Consider the following 21,457-nt stretch of genomic DNA (forward strand, 5'->3'; position numbering starts at 1 on the left):
TATGGATATGCAAAACAACATCATCAGTGTCGGCTTAGTAGAAGATCAACAATTGGTTCGCCAAGGTATCGCTAGCCTGCTCGCCATTTCCGACAACATTCGCGTGTTGTGGCAGGCCGAAGACGGCCAAGATGCACTCAGCCAACTCGCCAATAATCCTGTCGATGTGCTGCTCAGTGATATTCGCATGCCAAATCTTGATGGCATCGCCATGCTCAAACAGATACGGCAAAGTGCCAATAGTTTACCTGTCATCATGTTAACCACCTTCGACGACAGTGAGTTATTCCTCAATAGTTTACAGGCGGGAGCAAACGGCTTTTTACTCAAGGACGTGTCACTCGACAAGTTACTGCACGCCATCGAAACCGTCGCCAAAGGCGGCTACTTGATAGAGCCTTCGGTACTCAAACAGATGAGTGAGCCTAAACCTGCACCTAGCGTTGGGGTAACTAGAAATGAATTATTGTCGGAACGGGAGCGGGAAATCCTCAGTTTTATGGCGGGCGGATTCTCCAACAAGGAAATCGCCAATGCGGTATTTTTAGCCGAGGGCACAGTGAAAAATCATGTCTCTAACATACTCACTAAACTCGATTGCCGAGACCGCACCCAAGCTGTACTCAAGGGCTTACAACTGGCATTAATCTAACCCAATAGCATGCAGCAAAAGCCAATTGCCATGATCGCAACAAAGGCCGTGCTCAACGGCCGCAATCAATCTTACCCAAACTGCATGAATTCATAGGAAAGGAACACTGATGCAAAATCTAATTAATGCCATCGGCACGATAGTCAGCCACACGCCAATGTGGGTCTTTGCTTTACTCGCTGGACTGATTTATTTAGGGCTGAGCCAGACAAAGGATCGTCAACTCAGCTTAGGCCGCGTATTACTGATGCCAGCAGTGATGACGATATGGTCTGTGATATCACTCAATTCGAGTCTACACAGCCCATTAGCGCTTATGCTATGGGGAGTCAGTTTACTACTGACGGTGGGTTTAGCTTGGTTTCTGCTGCCTAAAACACCCGTCAGTTACCAAGCGGGTCTGTACCATATCAAAGGCAGTTGGCTACCGCTGCTGCTGATTTTAGGGATTTTATCATTAAATATGCCGTGGCTTACACACTCGCGACACAGGCAAATATTTTAGAAAACCACCTTTTCATCGCCATCACTAGCGGTACCTATGGCCTGTCAGTGGCATCTTTATCCTAAGGGCTGTTCGCATACTCACTGGCGCGCATCATGCTCAGATTAACGGCCATTCGGCACACTAGTGCGCTAACACTTCCTCAAATTGCAGCCAACAAAAAGGGCCAGTTAAGGCCCTTTTTGTGCTCATCTAAGGCGATGAGTAATGGCTAAAAACCTAACGAAGCTCCATCTCTTGGATAATTTCATGGGCAATGGCTGGCGTTGTGCAGCTCGGGGTTTCATGTAAATCTGCTTTTAGCTGACCTTTACGGTGCTTAAGTGCAGCATCTAATTTTTTCGATGCGGCCTTGATAGCTGGGTACATAACCTCATCGGTACCCGAAGCGGAAATGCGGCTGCCTTCATAATTGGTACGAAGTTCAACCTGATACTCGCCATGCTCTTTCGCAATAATGATGTCCAGCGCGATCAGAGAGGGGAAATGGGTGGCGATTTTTGCAAACTTTTCGTTAACATGTTCTCTAATAGAATCAGTAACATCGACGTGGTGACCAGAAATATTTATTTTCATAGGTTGTCCCTTTTAATGTCATTACTTTTATTTTCGCTTCACTAATAGAGCTTGGGGCATGCAGGATAAAACACAAGGGGAATTGGCAAATATTTCGATCAACTCAGGTATTAGCATCTCCTAAATGTGACCGCCATCAAGAAGTTGAAAATAAAACCGCCAGAAAAATACGATTAAGTGATTGATTTATAAACAGGCATTAATAATAAATCAATCACAAAATCCAATACGACATAAGGTAAATACGTTTAATATTTACGTTGCACGCTCTGCTGCCAAAACTGCTGGGACAGATGATGCGTCTTGGTAGATAAACGCGACACTTGATCGCCACGCGCCGCCGCATCGAGCGTCTGCTCTAAACTCTGTTGAGCCAAATCGCTGATCACATGGATGGCACGGCTAATTTCAGCGGCCACTGAAGTCTGCTGGGTCATCGCCGCGGCATTATCATCACTTAAGGAGTTAATCCTTGTTATGGATGAAAGCAGCTCGCCAAAAGCGACACTGGCTTCCTGCGCTAAGCCTACCGAACGTTTAACCTGCTCTTGTCCCGCCACCATAGTCGAAGTCGCCCTTTGGGTACTTTCCCTAAAGCGGCTAACGATTAACTCGATTTGCGAGGTGGATTGGCTAGTACGACTCGATAATTGTCTGACCTCATCGGCCACCACTGCAAAACCGCGACCACTATCCCCTGCCCGCGCCGCTTCGATTGCCGCATTTAAAGCTAACAAGTTGGTTTGGTCAGCGATGGCACGTATCACTTCAAGCACTTGATGAATCGCACGGCTATCTTCTTCAATCGTTTGAACTACATCGGAAAAGTGGCTCACTTGCACACTCAACTGATGTATCGCCTCTATCACTGTTTCTAAACGTGAATGCCCGCGTTGCGCCGCCTCATGGCTCGACACCATTTCAGAGGCCGTGCGATGAATGTTGCCCGTCACTTCGGCAAAACTGGCGCTCATCTGCTCCATCGCCGTTGCAGCCTGCGTCGTTTGTTCGCTCTGACTATCGGCATGTTCCCAAGTGTTGGTAATGGTTTGTTTAAGGCTGACACTCTGAGATTGGATCTCACAGGCAGAATCAGCCATACGGCCAACAACGCCACCGATTTCGGTGATCAAAAAGCGCAGGGCGAGGTCCAATTTACCAATCTCATCTTGGCGGCCGGTATACACGCCCGTCGCCACAGGATCGTCAATAATATTAGTTGCCATAGACACGAGCTTTTGCAGCGGCTGCATCAGGTAATACCATGCTAGGCACGCTACCGTCATCCCCGCAATCGCGGCAACAATGGGAGAATAACTGGCAATCATTGCCGTAGTCATAATCGACATCAGCATAGCAAACAGTATCTTGCCACTGAAACCTAACCTGTCTTTGCGCAATACCTTAGGGTGCTTACCCTGATTAATATCGCTGTAAATACTCTCGGCGGCTTTGATCTGCTCTGGAGTGGCTTGGCGGCGAACAGATTGATATTCGTGAATTTTACCGTCTTCATACACAGGGGCGACATAGGCATTTACCCAGTAATAACCGCCATTTTTAGTGCGATTTTTAACGATACCCATCCAAGGTTTACCCTGCTTAATTCGCTCCCAAAGGATCTTAAACGCAGCCGCTGGCATATCTTGATGACGCACTATGTTATGGGGATTACCTTGCAACTCAGCAGCGCTAAACTCGCTGATCTGCGAAAAAGTCTGATTTACATATTTAATGTTTCCCTTCAAATCCGTCGTGGATAGTAAAATCGCATTATCTGACAGGTGTGTTTCACCATTCTTAGAATTTTTATGCATAGGGTTATCAGGCTAGGTCTCGGTAAAAAAGATAACGAGCATTCTGCCAAAAGCTCAGTACATCAAAATTGATAAAGCTCACATTGGCAGCATAAAAATTAACCTAACGCTAAACAAGCAGTAACCACTAGACACACAATAATAAATTAAAACAAACAACTGTGACGAAGCACTCGTTACTTCTACATCGATTTAAGCGGATCAGCCCAAGATCACATATTTACATTCGAATCTAAATGATATCGTTTATCATTTGAATTAACTAAGTTATACTTCTCGCGGTTAGCTATTCCCTGTTAATAGAAATGCATTCACCGTTAAGCCGAGTCTTCTGCCGTTAAACCAGAAAGCTTAAGCGCACGTTGCAGAATTAACCGTAACGGATAGCCATAACGGACCCATATTGGCTCGAAATGAGAAGTGGCACTTATGTCTAATACACCCGCGTTTAAAACGTCAACGCAATCATCTGCAGTGCAAACGCGCTCTTTCTCACTGATTTCACTGGGGATTATGCAAATTGCGCGATGGTTTAAGCAAGAGCAATCGCAGTTTGCCTTCAAAGTCTTTGCCCGCGCGAGCGCCGCACTGCTGGCGGGTTATATTGCGGCGGCTACCTTGGCTTGCCTGCTGACAGTCGTGCTACCTATGCCCCGCTTCGAAAGCACAATAACGGCCAATATGTTGGCTTTTCTGTTTTATGCCATCGCCATTATTTACGCCTTTTGTGTACGTAAAACCTGGCATGCATGGCGAGATTTAGGCCTAGTGAGTTTGTTATGTTTTGGTTTGCTTCAGGTGTGTGGACAGTAAGATGAAAGAGACATTTTTTAGAACCTTATCTTGGCTACATACTTGGGCAGGTTTGCTCGTGTGTTGGGTGTTATTGTTGATCTTTTTTGCGGGTAGCTTGAGCTATTTCCGCCATGAAATCAGCCTGTGGAACGAACCCGAATTACACCAAGGGGTTTATCAAGACTATCAAGCCGATACGCTCGCAAACCAGCTGGATAAAGGCCAAGATTATATCGCAGCGCATTCGCCCGAATCGGCGCAGCGCTGGATGATAGGTTTTCCGACCGAACGTAAACCCTTTCAAAGTGTGAGTTGGCAACTACCGCCAGAAAAAGGTCAACGTCGCGGCAAGACTGGAGAACATGTCGCCCTCGCCGATGGCAGCGGCATGATCTCAGAAGTGCGCGCAAGTCGCGGCGGCGATTTCTTCTATCGTCTGCACTTTGACTTGCATTATATGTCCGCAATTACGGCTCGATATATCGTCGGTGTTTGCACTATGTTTATGCTAATTGCCCTTATCAGCGGCATAGTGATCCACAAGCGAATCTTCAAGGATATGTTCAGCTTTAGACGCGACAAGGGCGCCCGCTCTTGGTTAGATGCACACAATGTGAGCTCTGTCATCGCCCTGCCCTACCATCTGATGATCACTTATACCGGGCTTATCACCCTGATGTTGATCTATATTCCGTGGACGGTGGATACCGCTTATTCGGGTGACAACCAAGCCTTTTTAAAAGAGCTAAACCCCGCCAGACAAACCGAGAAAGCCACGGGGATTAGCGCGCCACAGGTGCAGCTGAGTCAATTACTGCCGCAGGTGCAAGCCGCTTGGGGCGATGCGCCAATTAAGCAAGTGATAGTGTCATACCCTAACGATCAAAATAGCCAAGTGACCTTTTACCAAAACACAGGTAAAGATGTGACCGATGAGGCCAACATTTTGATATTTAACGGGGTCAATGGTGAGCTTAAGTATGCCAGCCCGCATGAAGCCTCGGGGGCGTCAGTCACCTACGACACTATGATGTCGCTACACACGGCGCGTTTTGCCGCCCCACTATTACGAATATTATTCTTTTTCTGCGGCTTATTGGGTTGCGCTATGGTCGCTACAGGCACCTTGATGTGGGCCATTCGCCTACGTCAAAAACAACAGAAAGCTATAGATAAAGGCGAGAAACCAAGCTTGGGGTTACGTTTCGTCGAAGGGTTAAACTTCATGTTTATCTTAGGATTACCCTTAGGCGCTGTGAGCTTCTTTTACGCAAATCGTCTGCTATCGACAAGTTTTGCAGGCCGCTCCGAATGGGAAGTTCACAGCTTCTTTATCGCGTTAGCGGCAATGGGAGTGTGGGCTTTCTTTGGCCGTTCACGTCGCCAGTGGCAAGCAGCATTGATAATCACAGGCAGTTTGTGCTGTGCACTGCCCGTGCTCAATGCCTTCACATCGCCGAGCAATCTCATCGATAATATCCAATCCCATCAATGGCCTTTAGTCGGATTTGACGTGCTCGCTATTCTACTTGGCGGCGCTATGCTATTTGCCAGCAAAAGATTAACTTTAATTGCTAAAGCCCCAGCCAAGCGCCCAGCAAGACCCGCATTCAATGCGCCGAATGCCAAGGCGAATAAAGCGCGCCGCAGCGAACCACAAACATCCCTAACCAACGAACATACCTCGCCGTCTTCATTGGAGGAAGCCAAATCATGATGCCAGAATTTATCCCTGTACTTGGGATCTTAGGCTTAAGTTATCTCTCACTGGCCCTGTTCCCCTTAGCTAAGTTTGGCCATTTTAAGGATGTGTTTAACCGTCCACCAGCACAATGGCAAAGCCATTTACTCACCTTGTTTGCTTGGTTATTACTGGCATTTAGCTTAAGTGCCTGCGCGAGCGATCAAGGCTGGGCCTACGGTAGCATTTTGTTTATGGGGATTATTTCCCTCGCGGCCATGCTGGTCATACTGACGTTAAGCTACAGTCCACGCCATTTACCGATTGGTATCGTGGCTGGCAGCGTACTCACAAGCAGTCTATTACTGAGCGCTGGGCTATAACTTCTTGCCGCACTGGGCCACAGGTCATGGCTAAGTGCGCACCGCTAGGCTATAGTGCCCTGATGTCCTTCAGATAGGAGAAAATAATGGGCTTTAACTTAACGGTTAACTGGCAAACCTCGCCCGCCGAAGAAGGCGAATTTTGTCGAGACCACAGTATTACCTTTGGCAGCGGCCAGACGATTCAAGCCTCGTCGGCACCGGAATATAAAGGCAATGGGCAGAATGTAAACCCAGAGGAAAGCCTGCTAGCGGCGTTATCCTCATGTCATATGTTGACCTTTCTCGCGATTGCACATCTTAAGCGCTTACCTGTCACGTCCTATGTGGACAATGCCACTGCAGAGCTGGGTAAAAACGAAGCGGGCAAGTTGGCCGTCACTAAGATGGTGCTGAATCCTAAGGTCATTTTTGCCGAAGGGGTTGAAGTCAGCCAAGAAACCCTTGAGAAAATTCACGAAAAAGCACATGTAAATTGCTTTATCGCCAATAGTTTAGCGACAGATATTCACATCAAGTTTTAAGATTTGTGCTGATGTCTACGGCCCGCTAATGGTTTTCCTAAGCGGGCTTTTTTATTGCCGCACCGCAGATCATTACCAGTCTGACTCATTGCCATCACCGAATCACCGTCGCCGCCACACAGAGTCTTACCATCCGCATCCCCGAAACCTTTTCCATGGTTCAGCTCATGTCCAGCTTTTAAACCGTACGATGGCTAACTTAGTGCCAACTGCTGGAGTTAAACGATGCACATTCAACCACTGCGACATTCCCCGTCTGTCAGCCCACAAAAAAATGTCTCCACCGCTGAATTTGCACAGGTTAACAATGCCGTTCAAACCAGCGCACCAACATCAACTGATACATTAACGCTTTCTCGCGATGCAAAACAATTGGCGGCGAATGCGCAAAAACCAGCTGAAATGCCAGCACTGAGGGATAACATAGAAACCTTAGTCGAATTGAAACACGCGAAGATGAAATACCAAGTGATCGCCGACATGACCAACATAGCAACAGGAACAAGCCAAGGGATTTCGGCGCCAACGGCCTATTACCTAAGCCATAACAAAGACGCGAGAGCGATGACAGTTAATCACCTTGCCCAACAACAGCAAGTGAACACTATGCAGATCTACGCAGAAACGAGTAAGAATATTAATGAATGGGCATAAAAATGGGTGTTGTCTCGGGAACTAAGAGACAACACCCTAACTTTGTACGCGACTATGCTAACTGAGATACCTTAAATTTTAGTTAAATACTGAATTTAAATATCAATTACTTAGCTTTTATATCCTGTGCCATGCCTTTTGCCGGCAGAGGTTGTGCTTTTAAGGCTGGAACGGGCTGCTTAACTAATTCATCCTTCAAATAGCTTATCGCTGTCTCAAGCTGCGCATCTTTACCGTTATAGGTGGCGAAAGGTAAGTTATCGACTTCAATATCCGGCGTTACGCCATGCCCTTCCAGCACCCAGCGACCATCCATTGCATACTGTGGATACTCGGCCACTCGCGCCATACCTTTATCGGTCAGCGAATTTCGCCCAGATAACCACACGCCCGCCCCTGCCGTTTGTTTACCAATTAGCGGTGCAATACCCAGCGCTTTAATTCCCGCGGAGAAGGTTTCACCGTCGGAATAGGTTAGTTCATCGGTTAACACCACTAAATGGCCACGGAAGGTTTGCTGCATATTGGTGTTTGGCGTACCGTGAGTCGGTTGCCAAAACGCCCAAGCGCGGCGCAATAACTTCTCAATAATCCAACTGTCGATATTGCCGCCGCGGTTACGGCGAACGTCGATAATCAACCCGTCTTTATCATAATTGGTATAAAACTCACGGGCAAAACTTTCTATATCGCCGCCGCCCATCGCATATAAGTGCAAATAGCCAATCTTGCCCTTACTCGCATCCTCGACCACAGCCGCGTTATGGCTCACCCAATCTAAGTAACGTAACTGGCCATCCACCATAGCGCTAACAGGCATGACGATAGTTTTGTGGGTTTTGCTGCCACGCTTAAGTTGCAGCAATACTTGCTTGTCCTGTTGATTACGTAACAGACGCGTGACATCGGCCACGTTCGCCACTGGCGTGCCATTGATAGCTAGCAGTACATCGCCTTCTTTGGCATCGACTTCGATACGATTTAACGGTGATGCGTTAGCGGGCAACTCAGGATCGTTACTGTAAATGTGCGCAATTTTAACGCCATCTGCAGTTTGCTGTAGGCGCGCACCAAGACTTGCCGCTTTAGCCGCATCGGGATCTTTAGGTAAATCACCGCCGCGAACCTGTGAATGCAATGAATCTAATTCGCCCATCATTTGCATAAAGATATCGTTCAGTTCATTACGGTCAGTCAGGCGGTCAAGCAAAGGTTGATACTTAGCTTTGGTCGCTTGCCAATCGAGGCCGCGCATCTTCTTATCGAAGAAAGATTCCCTGTGCATCAACCAAGCATCTTCAAACATTTGTTGCCATTCAAGCTGGGGAGAAATCGCTAATTGCCATTGATCCGTTTGCACTTTGGCATTATCTGTATCGCCAAGCTTATCGCCACCGTCAACAATCATCAGCGCCTTGTCATTGCTGAACTTTCTTAGCATCAGCTTTTTGCCATCGGCAGAAACCGCATAATGACCAATATCTTCGGCAAAAACCTCGGCCTTAGGTCTCAATGGATCAAACTTGATGGTCATCAGGCTTGGTTCCGCGTCATCACCCATTGCTTGGTCAAGCACATAAAGTCTGCCATCGACGGCGCGCAGTTCACTGTAATTGCCTGAATCGACAGGTACTTGCCATAAGCGCTGCGAAATACCTGACCAGTCAATTTTCACCGGTTCCGGCTTATCTTTAGCATCGGTTTTGTCGGCTTGGTTAACACTGAGTTCATTGGGCTTACTAAAGGGAAATTTGGCATTGCTAACTAAGGCGATGGCAAAAATTTGGCTGCGTTTATCAAACACTGGGCCCATGTTTCTATCGCCCCAAGGTGAACTTGGCGTAGCACTAAATTGGCGATTTGACAGGAAATATAGCCACTGACCGTCACTGCTAAAGGTTGGCGAATAGGATTCGTACTTATCACTGGTGAGCGTCTCGACCTTATTTTCATCCACAGAGTAAAGGACGATTTGTGGTCTTTGTTTACCGATTTCTGACTTAGTTAGTGCGATAAAACGGCTGTCGCCGGACCAGCGAATATCAGCATAAGGCCCAAGTCCCTCGCCGTTAGTGATGATTTTCTGATTGGTATTTTTCTTTAAGTCGAGCAACCAAACATTGCCATCGTTATCGTCGTGGGCGATAAATCGACCGTCATTGGACAGATTCAAGCTCATTCTTAGGGTATGGCCGTCCTTCGTCAGCTGCTTAGCACCACTGCTGCCATCGGCGGGGAATTGCCAAATTTCCTGTTGGCCTGTCATATCGCTAAGCGCATAAACCGACTTGCCACCTTGACTCATAATCGCGTTTCTAACTCGATAAGTCCCCGGCAGCGCAACTTGCACTAAGCGCGAACCATCAACACCCGCAATAGCCACATGGCTGCGGGCGGTGATCACCACTTTATCGCCAGCAAGGGCTAAATCGGTAGAGGATGCATAATCCATAGGATCTTTCACCCAGTGCTCACGGCGCTGGGCAAAATCGGACGTGAGTTCGATATCGAGTAATGTGTCTTTCGCGGCCGCAATATCAAACACATGGATATCCGCACCTAACTGGAAGACCACTTTGCCTTGATCCATCCGCGCGCCGCGGACTTGCCAATCTTTAAATTGGGTCAACTGTTTTGCGTCTGAACCATCGAGCGCCATCGACCAGAGGTTGTCGTTACCATCACTGTCGCTAATAAAATACAGCCTGTCTTGCCATAGCATAGGTTGACGCACTGAGCCGTCGTGCTGACCGCTGAGCAACTGAGCTTCGGTTTTGCTACCAAGTTTAAAGCGCCATAATTCGCCCTTTGCGCCGCCACGGTACACTTTGGCGTTATCCCCAGTGACTTGTAGACCAAAGCGGGTGAAGTACACATATTCGTTGCGATCATCAATCACACCTTCGACCGCATCGGCTAAGGGTAAATCTGTAGTCGTGAGGGTTTTAGGATCGACGCTGCGCAGCATCCAATTATTCGCAGGACCAAAACCACTGTCGGTAGAATATAAAATCTCGCCTTTGGCGGTCCAACCCTGAACACGCACACGGCTATTCTCGAAACTCACCCGTTTGGCCACACCACCCGTAACCGGGATCACATACACTTCGCTCGCGCCTTCATAATTGGCCACGTAAGCAACCCACTTACCATCGGCTGAAATGGTCGCACCTAGCTCCTCTGCGGGTAAACTCGTTAAGCGAGTCGCCGCTTTTTGGCCTAAGGTCTGAGTCCATAAATCCCCTTCAGCGGTAAAGACTAAGGTTTGATCGTGCAGGGCTGGCGCGCGGTAATAGCCTTGATTATTCACTGCAGTGGCAGCGATGGCTTGGGCCGCAGTGAATGTACCTAGGGCAAGCATACAGCAGGCGACAGAATGGCGAAGTTTCATGTATGACCTCTATCCTATTGTTATTTTTAGCAATGGACTCTTTAACGACGAGATTTTGCTAGCAGAGTGAGCGAAGACATTCTTGCCATGGGCTTTTGTAAAAAAACGCAATCAAACCCAAAGCATGACAATTTAGCTCACCAAACTAGCAGAATTTAATAGAGAGTTCAGTAACTTCGAGCCAGAGAAGTTTTAGCAAATGTGTCACATCTTAAATCGCGGGAAAACAACTGAGTAAAAAACAATATTCTTTAGTGCAAATAACCAAAAATCATAGCGTTACCCTGTTGCACCACGATAAAAATCATCAAAAGTGAGACGTGATTGGCGTAGTTGAAGGGCAAGTGTTAAGGACTAATATCAAGAACTAATGTTAAGAACTAATATTAAGGGCTAGCGTTAAGACCTAATATTAAGGGCTAGCGTTAAGACCTGATTACGGGCTGACGTACAGCGTCTTTAGCGGACTATTTAGGCGACTCATGTTGGATTGTTTCGCCAGTGACATTTGTTGCCATTTATTGATCACGCGTGCAATTTCACCGTTATCCATTAAGGCCTTAATCGCATGATTAAACTGCTCTAACTGGCTTGGCGTCATACTCGCTTTGCTTAGCATTAAATGGATATGGTTTTGATCTAACACTAACTTGAGCGGCACTAGCTTAATATGTTGATGCTGACTGGCAATATAGGGCATGGCCATAGTATCGCCGACGATTATATCCCCGCGACCATAGGTGAGCATTTGTACCGACTTATCTGAGTCAGGGCTTAACACCAATAAATGCTCCTGCTCTAATCGATATTGAGACTCTTGATAATCGGCGCCATACCAACCGCTTGAAGGCACAAGCAGGCGTAACTTTTTGGTAAAAATGTCCTCCCACTTATCGACATTAATCTGATCTTTTTGCTCATCGAGCACGAATAAGCGCAGCTCTTCGTCTCGATAATAACTGGAAAAATGCGCATAAGCCTGACGTTCATCCGTCATTGTCGCTCCCATCAACACATCTAACTGTCCAGTTTTCAGCATCTGATGCGATCGCTTCGCGGGCACATTGATAAAATTGATTTCGCAGCCGAGATACACGGCAAATGCCCGCATCAGATCCACATCTAAACCTTGGGCTTCTCCTTGGGGATCTTGCCAAGCATAGGGAGGCCAGTCGTTATAACCGACTTTAATGGTTTTTTGACAGGGTAAAGGACTATTAACCTGCAACGCACTTTTGGCGGGCAAGGCTAAAAAAAGCAGCAATAAGACAGAAACGTATTTAAACAATGACATAGGCTAAGTTACTTGCCCCTTAAGTTGGTGATCCTCTTCAGATGAAGATGAAGCAAAACGGTTCAACGTCAGACTTTCGCGGTGTTTTAATACCTAAATAAGCGTAGTTGGCACTTAGACAGTGCGCCATAAACACCAGTCAGATCATAGTAATTAACCGAAATAGGGCGCGGAGAATAACAACAAAAAAGGACAGTAGCTAGTTTAACGCGTTTAGTGTAGCCGACTTAATGCACTTGCCATAAAGACTCCGCCTGAGTAACTGAAATCAAGTTGAAGGTTAAGCTAACTAAATCTGACACTTATAAATAACAGCAACAACCTTAGTGGGATCGCCCATATCAGTCTGTAACCAAACGATGTGCGTGCCGCCCAATTGCTCTCCCTGAGCAATGGCAGACTCTTTAGCTTCATCTAGATTATTCTCGCGGCGACTCACCCCAGTGACGATGGCAAAACTGTCGCAATGGGTCACTTCAAAATCGTAGGCTACATTTATGCGCCGATATAACTCACGTTGATCGGTTGCACACCCTGAGGCTAAGACGCAAAAACAGACACTTAATAGAAAAAATCTAAACAAATCAATCAACCCACTGAGTAAACACGCGGGTGAACATAAACAATTAAAACCAATAAAATTGTGAACTTGATCACATTTTTATTACCAAAGACAATACAATAAGTTACAAATATTAATTAAATATCATGTAGTTAAATAAAAGTTCTTTTATGCTTACCTGCAACACAGTTTCATCAATTTATCGTTATTTTGCTTACATCTGTAAAAAGTGCGCTTATAAAAAAATGCATTTGTAAAAAGTGTACTTGTCCAAAATTGTGCTGATAAAAAAAGGGAGCTAAGCTCCCTTCTCTTCTTTAACGCTATGTTATCTCACCGCTAGGCCAATACTTTAAGTACAAGCAGCTTAGGTTAAGATCTTGAATAAGTGCGCTTTCAGTGCGGCAAAATCAGCGGGTAAGTCAGCCGACAAGATAGGTTTATGGGCAACGGCCTCAAGCTCAACCGGCAGTGGTAAGTTAAGATTTAGCTCTCTATCCACCACATCCTTAAATTTCGCAGGATGCGCCGTACCTAAGAATATACCCACTTCGTCAGGCACTAAGGTTAAAGACAAAGCTTTAGCTGCAATCGCCGCATGGGGCTCAGACACATAACCCTGTGCATGCAACTCAGCTAATGCCAGTGAAGTTTGCTCTTCAGATAAACGCATGCCCACTAAGTTACTCAGCGGCCAAGCTAATTTCTCACAAATGGCTTCCACTCGCGGCCAGTTACTTGGCTCACTCACATCCATCGCATTAGACATAGTCGCTTGGGTTTGATTGGGCTGCCATTGGCCGTTTTCTAAATAGCGCGGCACAGTATCATTCGCATTGGTTGCGGCGATAAAGCGTTTAACCGGTAACCCCATGGCTTTGGCGAATAAACCCGCTGTCAGGTTACCAAAGTTACCACTTGGCACTGAAATCACAGGATCGGCGTCGTGGCGTTGTTTAGACTGGGCAACGGCTTCAAAGTAATAACAAATTTGCGCGAGTAAGCGGCTGATGTTGATAGAGTTCGCCGAGTTTAAGCTCAAACCCTCGCGGACTTCTGGATCATCAAAGGCGCGTTTAACTAAGTCTTGGCAGGCATCAAAATCGGACGATACGGCAACTGTATGAATGTTTTTACCCAACGTCGTGAACATCTTTTCCTGTAGCTCACTGATCTTGCCCTTAGGGTAGAGCACCACTACATTGACTTTTTCAAGCCCATAAAAGGCATCGGCAACCGCGGCGCCAGTGTCACCCGAAGTCGCAGTCAGAATGGTTAAGCGTGTGTCGCCGACAAAGGCATTGACGCATTGCGCCATAAAACGCGCACCAAAATCTTTAAATGCCAGAGTAGGACCGTGGAACAATTCGAGGCAAGCGCGCTGCTCATCGACGGCAACCAAAGGTAAATCGAAGTTAAAGGCACGTTCAACCAGTTCATCAACTGCATCTTGCCCTAGTTCAGAGGCAAGCCATGCACCGAGCACTTTTTTACTGCGCTCAACAAATGGCAACGCCAGCAGCCCTTCAATATCGTCTAAGACCGGAATTTGGGTGGGGAAGAACAAACCTCTGTCCAGACCTAAACCTAATTGCACTGCCTCTTTAAAGCTCACTTTCTGCGAAGGGTGTTTTAAATTATATAGTTCCATGCTCACTCGACCTTTTGATGCTAAGCCTTGAATGCTAATTCTTGATGCATGCTCTTTATGCATAAGATGGATATTTAGCCTTAATGCTTAGTCTTGATACTAAAAATAAGAATTAATCGACTCTACGCGTGCCTTGCTCATCGAGGCGACACACGTGGGCAAAGCCACCTACCTCAGTTAAATAATGCTGCTCTAACCAGGCTTTAGCGGCATTTGCCGTGGCTAAATCATCGGTAATCGAAAACAGCGTTGGCCCACTGCCCGAAATCCCCGTAGTCAACATGCCTAAATCGGCTAAAGCAACTCTGGCATTGTCGTAACCCGGAATCGCAGCTGCGCGATAAGGCTCGGCTAACACATCTTTTAATACGCTGATCGCAAGCTTGGCATTCTGCTGATAAGAGGCATGTACAAAGGCACTTAAATAACGACCAAAATCGATAGTGACACTTTTATCGTATTGATCAGGCATGAGTTTACGCATCATCGCCGTCGAAAGTGAAATCCCAGGATAGGCCACAACCCAATACCATTCTTTAAAACTCGGTATGGCTTCGCAAACTGTGCCCGGCACATTGAGCATCAATTGCATGCCGCCCAAATAACAGGGGGCGACGTTGTCATAGTGCACACTGCCGCTGATCTTGCCTTCAAATTCGCCCATCAGTTCCAACAGTGCTTGCTCGCTGTAAGGTCTGTCAAAATGTTCATTCAAGGCATATAACGCCGCCACGACTGAGCTTGCACTCGAACCTAAACCACTGCCGACGGGTAGGTTCTTTTCCAGTGTCAGCGCTATGCCTTCATCTGCTTTACCAAGCGCTTCTAAATACTCCTTACTCAGGGCGGTTAAGAAGAATTCGGCACATTGATACACTATATTGTCTTGCGGATTTTCAGGCAGTTTATGGGCCCAAGCACCGGTTTGCGCCAGACTCACACCCGATTCTGCCGCCGCGATAGTCACTCTGTCGCCGAGTAAACTGCCATCGATAGGCGCCAAAGCGGCGCCCAGTAAATCAAATCCGACTCCCACGTTACCCATAGAGGCTGGAGCGTAAACGGTCAAACTCATACACTCACCTCACGAGTCCAATTCAAGGTTCTTAATACATCGGCAAAGGCGCCAGCGGCGGTCACTTCCGTTCCTGCGCCATAACCGCGTAGCACAAACGGAATGGGCTGATAATAACGGCTGTAGAATGCCAAGGCATTTTCGCCGCCTTTAACACTATAAAGGGGATCCTGTGCATCGACTTCGGCGATACGCACACGGCAGACGCCATCTTCAATTTGTCCCACATAACGCAGTACTTTACCTTGGGCTTTGGCCTGCGCCACTTTAGCGGCAATAGCAGCATCAACCTGCGGCAAACGCGCCATAAAGCTCTCAACATCACCTGAATCATCAAACTCGGCTGGCAATACAGATTCAACCTGCACATCACTGAGTTCTAGCTTTAGTCCCACTTCACGGGCAAGAATGAGCACCTTACGCGCCACATCCATACCACTCAAATCATCACGGGGATCGGGCTCAGTAAAACATTTTTCCCGCGCCAGACCAGTCGCTTCAGAAAGAGTCATGCCTTCATCCAGCATGCCGAAGATAAAGGATAAAGAGCCCGATAAAATACCGTTAAACTTATGCAGCTTATCGCCCGCAAATAACAGTTTTTTCAGGTTATCGATAACAGGTAAACCCGCGCCGACGGTGGTTTCGTATAAAAATTGGCGACGCTGTTTTAAGGCTGTTTGGCGAAGTGCTTGGTAATAAGCATAATCGCGAGTGTTCGACTTTTTGTTCGGCGTGACCACATGCAAACCTGAGTTCATCACATCCAAATACAGATCCGACACTTGCTCGCTCGAAGTGCAATCCACTAGCACAGGATTCAGTAATTGTTGCTCTTTCGCCCATGCCAGTAACGCTGGGATATCACAGGCTTGCTGACTATCGGCAAGCAAGCTAGACCAGTTGCTTAAATCGATGCCTGCGCTGTCGAGTAACATCTTGTTCGAATTTACTATGCCGCAAACACGGATACTGATGTGCTGCTCTTTGAGCATGGCGGACTGTTGCTTTATCTGTTCGAGCAGACCTGCACCCACATTGCCGCACCCTACTAAGAACACATCTAAATATTGCTGCACATCGAAAAAGCCTTGATGACAAGCCGCCACTGCATGCTTAGTCTTACGCTGCTCGATCACTGTCGAAATCGAGCGCTCGGACGATCCTTGGGCGATAGCGATAATGTTCACGCTTGCCTGCGCTAACGCTTGGAAGAAACGCGCCGCCACCCCTTTATGGGTGCGCATGCCATCACCAATCAAGGACACAATTGCCAGCTCATGGCGCATAGCGATAGGCTCAAGCAAATCACTTTTTATTTCTAATTCAAACTCTTGCTCTAAAGCCCATTTCACTTTGGCCGAATCAGATGTAGCCACACAGAAGCTAATGCTGTATTCAGAAGAACTTTGGGTGATTAAAGACACAGACACGCCGCTGCGGGAAATCGCCGCTAAAGTGCGGCTCGCCATGCCAACCATGCCTTTCATGCCAGGGCCTGATATATCGAACATGGTCTGGTTATCTAAATTGGAGATAGCTTTAACCTGCAAGCCGGTTTCATCGGCTTGGTTTGAAACCAAAGTGCCGGGCGCATCAGGATTAAAACTGTTTTTGATATAACAGGGAATATGGAACTGGGCGATAGGTGCAATAGTCTTAGGATGCAACACCTTAGCACCAAAATAGGAGAGCTCCATTGCCTCTTGATAGCTCAGTTGTGACAACAACTTAGCATCGGCAACCACCCGTGGGTCGGTATTATAAACACCGTCAACATCGGTCCAGATTTCGCAGCTCGAAGCATCCAAACAGGCGGCGAGCACGGCAGCAGAATAGTCAGAACCATTACGGCCTAACGTCACCACTTTGCCCTGTTCATCGGCGGCGGTGAATCCCGGCATCACCCATACGCGTTTTTCACCTAGCGCCAACGCGCGAAACCTTGGCTTACTCACAGCGATATCAACGACAGATTCTAACGGACGACCACGACCTAAAAATAAGGCGCGTGGGTCGAGCTGAGCCGAAGTGATCCCCTTAGAAATCATCACTTGTTCCATCAAGGCTGCAGATAAACGCTCACCTGCAACCACGATTTCGGCGCGGATACCATCGGGACATTCTTGCAGTAATCCGATACCACGTAATCTATCCTGCCAGATCACCAGCTGGGCATTGAGTCCAGAAAAAAGCTGTTCGCTTTGCTCACTCGATAACACTGAGTTAACGGCGTCTTGGTACAGCGAAGTAAATACCCGCTCAACGTGCTGCAGCACAGGCAAATAATCTTCACCTTTAACGGCTACGTCGACCATTTCTAATAAAGCATTCGTCACCGTTGCAGGGGCCGATAGCACAGTGGCTATGGGTTCAAGCTTAGATGACTGAGCAACGATATCCGCTGCCATCGAGAATCGCTGCCAATTTGCAAGCGAGGTACCACCAAATTTCATTACTTTCATCTTGTTCTCCTGTACCGCGCCCGACTTAGAAATAAGAGCTAGAAACAAAAAAGCCCGCTTCTTTGTGGGAAGCGGGCTCATTGTTAAAATTCTTTAGGGTGTATCAGCCCGCCCCCACTATTGTTGTAGTGGTGGTTGTAATAATGGTAGTTACTACGAAACCTAGGCTATGCATGTGTTTGGGCTAATCCATGTTAATTTCTTGATAAACAGAATTGCTTTTTTTACCCGCGCTTGTCAACCCCTAAAATGGATTATTTATCAGCAAATCTTCACGCTCGATAAAATACTGTATCAAGATTAGTTAATATAAAGTTTTCTAGGGGTAAAAATGCGATTTATGCAATAGATAACTGTTGACGTTAACGTAATCAAACAGGAAAACCATTATAAAATCACTTGTTTTTCAGTTAATTATTTATAGTTCACTTTTAACTAATGCGTTATTTGTTCTACCTCATCACTCAGGCCAAATTGACAGGCTAACGCGCAAAAATCACATTACACATGCTGCACCGCGTAAAACTGGCTTTAATCTGCCGAAAAAAAAGCTGTGCGATATCTAACATAAGCCACTTCAAATTATCGCCAGCACTAAAAAAGCACGTTATTATGCGCGCACATTCCGAACCGGAGGCGATATGAAGATCACTCAACACAGCGCGGTAACCATTCATTACCGTTTATCAGATCAAGAAGGCAGACTATTAGAAGACTCTTTCGACTCTGAACCTATGCTATATCTACACGGCACTGAAAACCTGATCCCAGGTTTAGAAGCCGCATTAGATGGTAAAACCAAAGGCGAAAAACTCGATGTCACTATTAGTGCCGAAGAAGCCTATGGCCCTTACCACGATGGCCTACGTCAAGCCGTGCCATTAGAAGCCTTTGGTGATATCGAAGATATCGTCCCAGGCATGCGCTTCATCGCCGAAACTGAAATGGGTCAACGCCCAGTCCAAGTTATGGAAGTAAAAGACGATGTTGTTATCGTCGATGGCAACCATCCTTTAGCGGGTCAATCGCTCAACTTCAGCGTCGAAATCGTTGACGTTCGCGAAGCCTCAGCTGAAGAAATTGCCCATGGCCACGTTCATGCCCAAGGCGGTTGTGGAAGTCATGGACATGATCACGACCATGGCGGTGGATGCTGTGGCGGTTCAGGTAAAGAAGAAGCTGGCGGCTGTTGTGGTGGTTCAGACCACGATCATGGACATCACCATGAAGAGCATGAAGCCTGTGACACACCTAAAACAGGTTGTGACGGCAATGGCGGCTGTGGTTGCCGCGGCTAGATACTGATTGATGCCCAAGATGAGCTAGAAATAGTTTATCCCTAAGCGGTTGAACTGCCATAGTTTAACCTTTTAAGATGCACGCCCTTAATTTAAGGTCGTGCATTTTTTATACACAAGCGTTTATACTATTCGTAATAGATAAATAACTGACTGGTAAATTGAAAACATTCAAATTTTATATGAATATTTTCAATTAGATATTGATATCAACCTGAGTTAAGCGACGGAGTGCTTATGTTAACCAAACCCCTTTACGAAATTTTGCCTTTTGGCTACATGGCGCTCGGTAGTTCGAGTTTTATTGCACTCGACATCAACTATGCCCTAGTCGCGGCAACAGTAGTGTTCGTCTTAGGTGCGAGGATCTATGTTATGCGCTCTCAAAACCGTCGAACTGACTCGGCAAGGCGACGTAAGTCAGGCTATCTTCCCGAAATGATTTATAACTTCTTACCTTTTATCTATCTCATAGCGGCATTGGCTATCTTTAAATTCCTTCCCAAGGACCTTTACCCTATTTTGGCTATCTGCTTACTCAGCTACAGCTTATATATTCTGGTGCGTCGTTCACTTTATCGTCGCCATAAGCTGCCCATCACGCCTTAAGGCAGAGTTCTATTCACCAAAACAAGCGCAAATGATATCCACAGGGCTTGTATCCATGTGGGCACTAACCAATCAACTTTTGAACTTTCGCTCTATGCTCAGGAGACATATTTTTCAAGTAATTAGAACAACGCGTGATCGTCGCAATACTCACTTCATATTCTGCTGCTATGTGCCTTTGGCTCATATCCCCATCCAATAACAACTGAAATACCTTTAAGCGTCCGGCAACGGCACTACGCTCTTCTTCGGTTAACAGCAAATGAAACAACACAGAAAGATCTTCATAATTGCTGTGGCTCAAAATCTTTTCTAATACTAGATCCCAGTTCGCTCGCATAATAACCCTCATAAGTACTGTTCAAGCATTACATTGGCAGTCTAACAGATTTAACTCAAACTACCTGAATTCGAATCAAAAAATCAATCAATGCTTATTAGTGAGCAGCTTGAGAAGAAATCCTAATCATGCTGGTACCTATTATTAATTAGCATTTTTAAATTTCGATTATTTTATCCTTGAAAGTAAAACAACTTACACTAAAGCAAGCATGTAATCGTTAGCATAGTCACTTGGATAAATGAACAGAATAATAAATATAATCAAAAGTTTAATAAAATCAAAGTCATCACCAATAACTTCTACCCTGACTATCCGACTAACAACAACCCTCAGGATAATGGACCACGACACTCCTATAATAAATGGTCAGTTCAATATGGCAGTATTGATCGGTTCATAAACTAACCGTTTTAACTCTATAGTGAACTTATTATGTACAAGGTAATCACTCCAAAGCCCTTAAACTGTCCATCAAAGCCGACATTAGTTCACTCCTCACACCGGCACCAAACAACAGCTAATACCTCCCTAGGCAGCACTGAGAGAGCTGACATTGAATGCTGACATGGATATCTAATGTCGTTATAGACTCTGGACACAGGCAAAAGCTGATGATTCAGTGAGTCGAACCTAAGAAAGAGAAGTGTTAAAAGCGAAATGACTGAAGATAGCGACACCGAAGAAAGCTAAACCGAAGATAGCTAAACCATAGAATGATCAGCCGAAGGATAAGTAAACCAAGAGATGAGAGGTAAAGGGAGGTAAGCCGAAACGGATAAAGCAATAATGAGTTAAACCACTACAGACTAAAAATAAAAAAGCCCTGCAATTGCTTGCAGGGCTTATCTATATGGTGCGCGTGGAAGGAGTCGAACCTCCGACCGCCTGGTTCGTAGCCAGGTACTCTATCCAGCTGAGCTACACGCGCAAACTCGTTTTTGTACTTCTAACAGATCCAATCATGATTGAGTCTAGGATAAGCACTTTTATCTCGCAAATTTATTCTATTCCCCTCGACTAAGAGAATAAAATGGCGGAGAAGGAGGGATTCGAACCCTCGATGGGAGTTAAAGCCCATACTCCCTTAGCAGGGGAGCGCCTTCGGCCACTCGGCCACCTCTCCGCGTTTAACGCTTTAAATCAACAAGACCTGTCTCGTTAACTATATTGGTGCGCGTGGAA

General features: G+C 46.4%; 18 protein-coding genes and 2 tRNA genes. 9 read left to right on the top strand and 11 right to left on the bottom strand.

Annotated features, from left to right (window positions below; translation table 11 throughout):
• The first annotated feature begins 1 nt into the window (after nt 1).
• On the top strand, nt 2–652 hold the full coding sequence (locus FW758_RS09230; RefSeq protein ID WP_338727318.1) for a response regulator transcription factor: 651 nt from the start codon (nt 2–4) through the stop codon (nt 650–652).
• Between the two features lie 109 nt (nt 653–761).
• Entirely contained in the window at nt 762–1,157 is a 396-nt protein-coding gene (locus FW758_RS09235; RefSeq protein ID WP_446445232.1) for a DUF6622 family protein, read from the top strand.
• A gap of 219 nt (nt 1,158–1,376) precedes the next feature.
• Here FW758_RS09235 and hpf read toward each other — a convergent pair whose 3' ends face one another.
• Together hpf and FW758_RS09245 are read right to left on the bottom strand one after the other, a co-directional pair.
• Nucleotides 1,377–1,733: a ribosome hibernation-promoting factor, HPF/YfiA family gene (hpf, locus tag FW758_RS09240; RefSeq protein WP_006085098.1), complete on the bottom strand. Its 357-nt coding sequence runs from the start codon at nt 1,731–1,733 to the stop codon at nt 1,377–1,379.
• Between the two features lie 248 nt (nt 1,734–1,981).
• On the bottom strand, nt 1,982–3,550 hold the full coding sequence (locus FW758_RS09245) for a methyl-accepting chemotaxis protein (protein ID WP_446445233.1): 1,569 nt from the start codon (nt 3,548–3,550) through the stop codon (nt 1,982–1,984).
• A gap of 429 nt (nt 3,551–3,979) precedes the next feature.
• On the opposite strand from FW758_RS09245, the gene FW758_RS09250 reads away from it, so the two are divergent.
• From FW758_RS09250 to FW758_RS09270, 5 genes are all read left to right on the top strand, one after another.
• Complete coding sequence (locus tag FW758_RS09250; protein ID WP_259566292.1) at nt 3,980–4,363, top strand: DUF3649 domain-containing protein; 384 nt, start codon at nt 3,980–3,982, stop codon at nt 4,361–4,363.
• 1 nt (nt 4,364) lies between these two features.
• The gene (locus FW758_RS09255) at nt 4,365–6,062 is read left to right on the top strand and encodes a PepSY-associated TM helix domain-containing protein (protein ID WP_446445234.1); all 1,698 of its coding nucleotides are present in this window, start codon (nt 4,365–4,367) and stop codon (nt 6,060–6,062) included.
• Nucleotides 6,059–6,409, top strand: coding sequence for a DUF3325 domain-containing protein (locus FW758_RS09260; RefSeq protein WP_446445235.1), 351 nt, complete (start codon nt 6,059–6,061; stop codon nt 6,407–6,409). The genes FW758_RS09255 and FW758_RS09260 overlap by 4 nt, the downstream gene beginning before the upstream one ends.
• Before the next feature lie 86 nt (nt 6,410–6,495).
• A complete protein-coding gene (locus FW758_RS09265; RefSeq protein WP_071939181.1) occupies nt 6,496–6,933 on the top strand; it encodes an OsmC family protein in 438 nt (145 codons plus the stop codon).
• A 225-nt stretch (nt 6,934–7,158) separates the two neighbouring features.
• The gene (locus FW758_RS09270) at nt 7,159–7,587 is read left to right on the top strand and encodes a hypothetical protein (protein WP_071939182.1); all 429 of its coding nucleotides are present in this window, start codon (nt 7,159–7,161) and stop codon (nt 7,585–7,587) included.
• 106 nt (nt 7,588–7,693) lie between these two features.
• Here the strand turns inward: FW758_RS09270 and FW758_RS09275 are convergent, their stop codons facing one another.
• The 6 genes from FW758_RS09275 to thrA form a co-directional block, all read right to left on the bottom strand.
• Nucleotides 7,694–10,978, bottom strand: coding sequence for a S41 family peptidase (locus FW758_RS09275; RefSeq protein ID WP_446445236.1), 3,285 nt, complete (start codon nt 10,976–10,978; stop codon nt 7,694–7,696).
• Between the two features lie 436 nt (nt 10,979–11,414).
• On the bottom strand, nt 11,415–12,272 hold the full coding sequence (locus FW758_RS09280) for a substrate-binding periplasmic protein (RefSeq protein ID WP_446445237.1): 858 nt from the start codon (nt 12,270–12,272) through the stop codon (nt 11,415–11,417).
• Nucleotides 12,273–12,561: 289 nt separating this feature from the next.
• Nucleotides 12,562–12,855 carry a hypothetical protein gene (locus FW758_RS09285; protein ID WP_375164148.1) on the bottom strand — a complete coding sequence of 98 codons (294 nt, stop codon included), beginning with the start codon at nt 12,853–12,855 and terminating at the stop codon, nt 12,562–12,564.
• Nucleotides 12,856–13,201: 346 nt separating this feature from the next.
• Nucleotides 13,202–14,485 carry a threonine synthase gene (gene thrC / locus FW758_RS09290; RefSeq protein WP_071939186.1) on the bottom strand — a complete coding sequence of 428 codons (1,284 nt, stop codon included), beginning with the start codon at nt 14,483–14,485 and terminating at the stop codon, nt 13,202–13,204.
• A gap of 112 nt (nt 14,486–14,597) precedes the next feature.
• The gene (thrB, locus tag FW758_RS09295) at nt 14,598–15,560 is read right to left on the bottom strand and encodes a homoserine kinase (RefSeq protein WP_446445238.1); all 963 of its coding nucleotides are present in this window, start codon (nt 15,558–15,560) and stop codon (nt 14,598–14,600) included.
• A complete protein-coding gene (gene thrA / locus FW758_RS09300; protein WP_347097621.1) occupies nt 15,557–18,025 on the bottom strand; it encodes a bifunctional aspartate kinase/homoserine dehydrogenase I in 2,469 nt (822 codons plus the stop codon). The genes thrB and thrA overlap by 4 nt, the downstream gene beginning before the upstream one ends.
• Nucleotides 18,026–18,666: 641 nt before the next feature.
• Here thrA and slyD point away from each other — a divergent pair.
• Together slyD and FW758_RS09310 are read left to right on the top strand one after the other, a co-directional pair.
• Nucleotides 18,667–19,323 (top strand): peptidylprolyl isomerase, encoded by a 657-nt coding sequence (gene slyD / locus FW758_RS09305; RefSeq protein ID WP_115335231.1) that lies wholly within the window; start codon nt 18,667–18,669, stop codon nt 19,321–19,323.
• 237 nt (nt 19,324–19,560) lie between these two features.
• A complete protein-coding gene (locus FW758_RS09310; RefSeq protein WP_446445239.1) occupies nt 19,561–19,932 on the top strand; it encodes a hypothetical protein in 372 nt (123 codons plus the stop codon).
• Nucleotides 19,933–19,996: 64 nt separating this feature from the next.
• On the opposite strand, the gene trpR is transcribed toward FW758_RS09310, so the two are convergent.
• The 3 genes from trpR to FW758_RS09325 form a co-directional block, all read right to left on the bottom strand.
• Nucleotides 19,997–20,272, bottom strand: coding sequence for a trp operon repressor (trpR, locus tag FW758_RS09315; protein WP_006080802.1), 276 nt, complete (start codon nt 20,270–20,272; stop codon nt 19,997–19,999).
• An 854-nt stretch (nt 20,273–21,126) separates the two neighbouring features.
• Nucleotides 21,127–21,203 (bottom strand) — tRNA-Arg (locus FW758_RS09320).
• 103 nt (nt 21,204–21,306) lie between these two features.
• Nucleotides 21,307–21,398 (bottom strand) — tRNA-Ser (locus tag FW758_RS09325).
• Between the last annotated feature and the right edge of the window lie 59 nt (nt 21,399–21,457).

The organism is Shewanella sp. 1180_01, assembly GCF_052850535.1.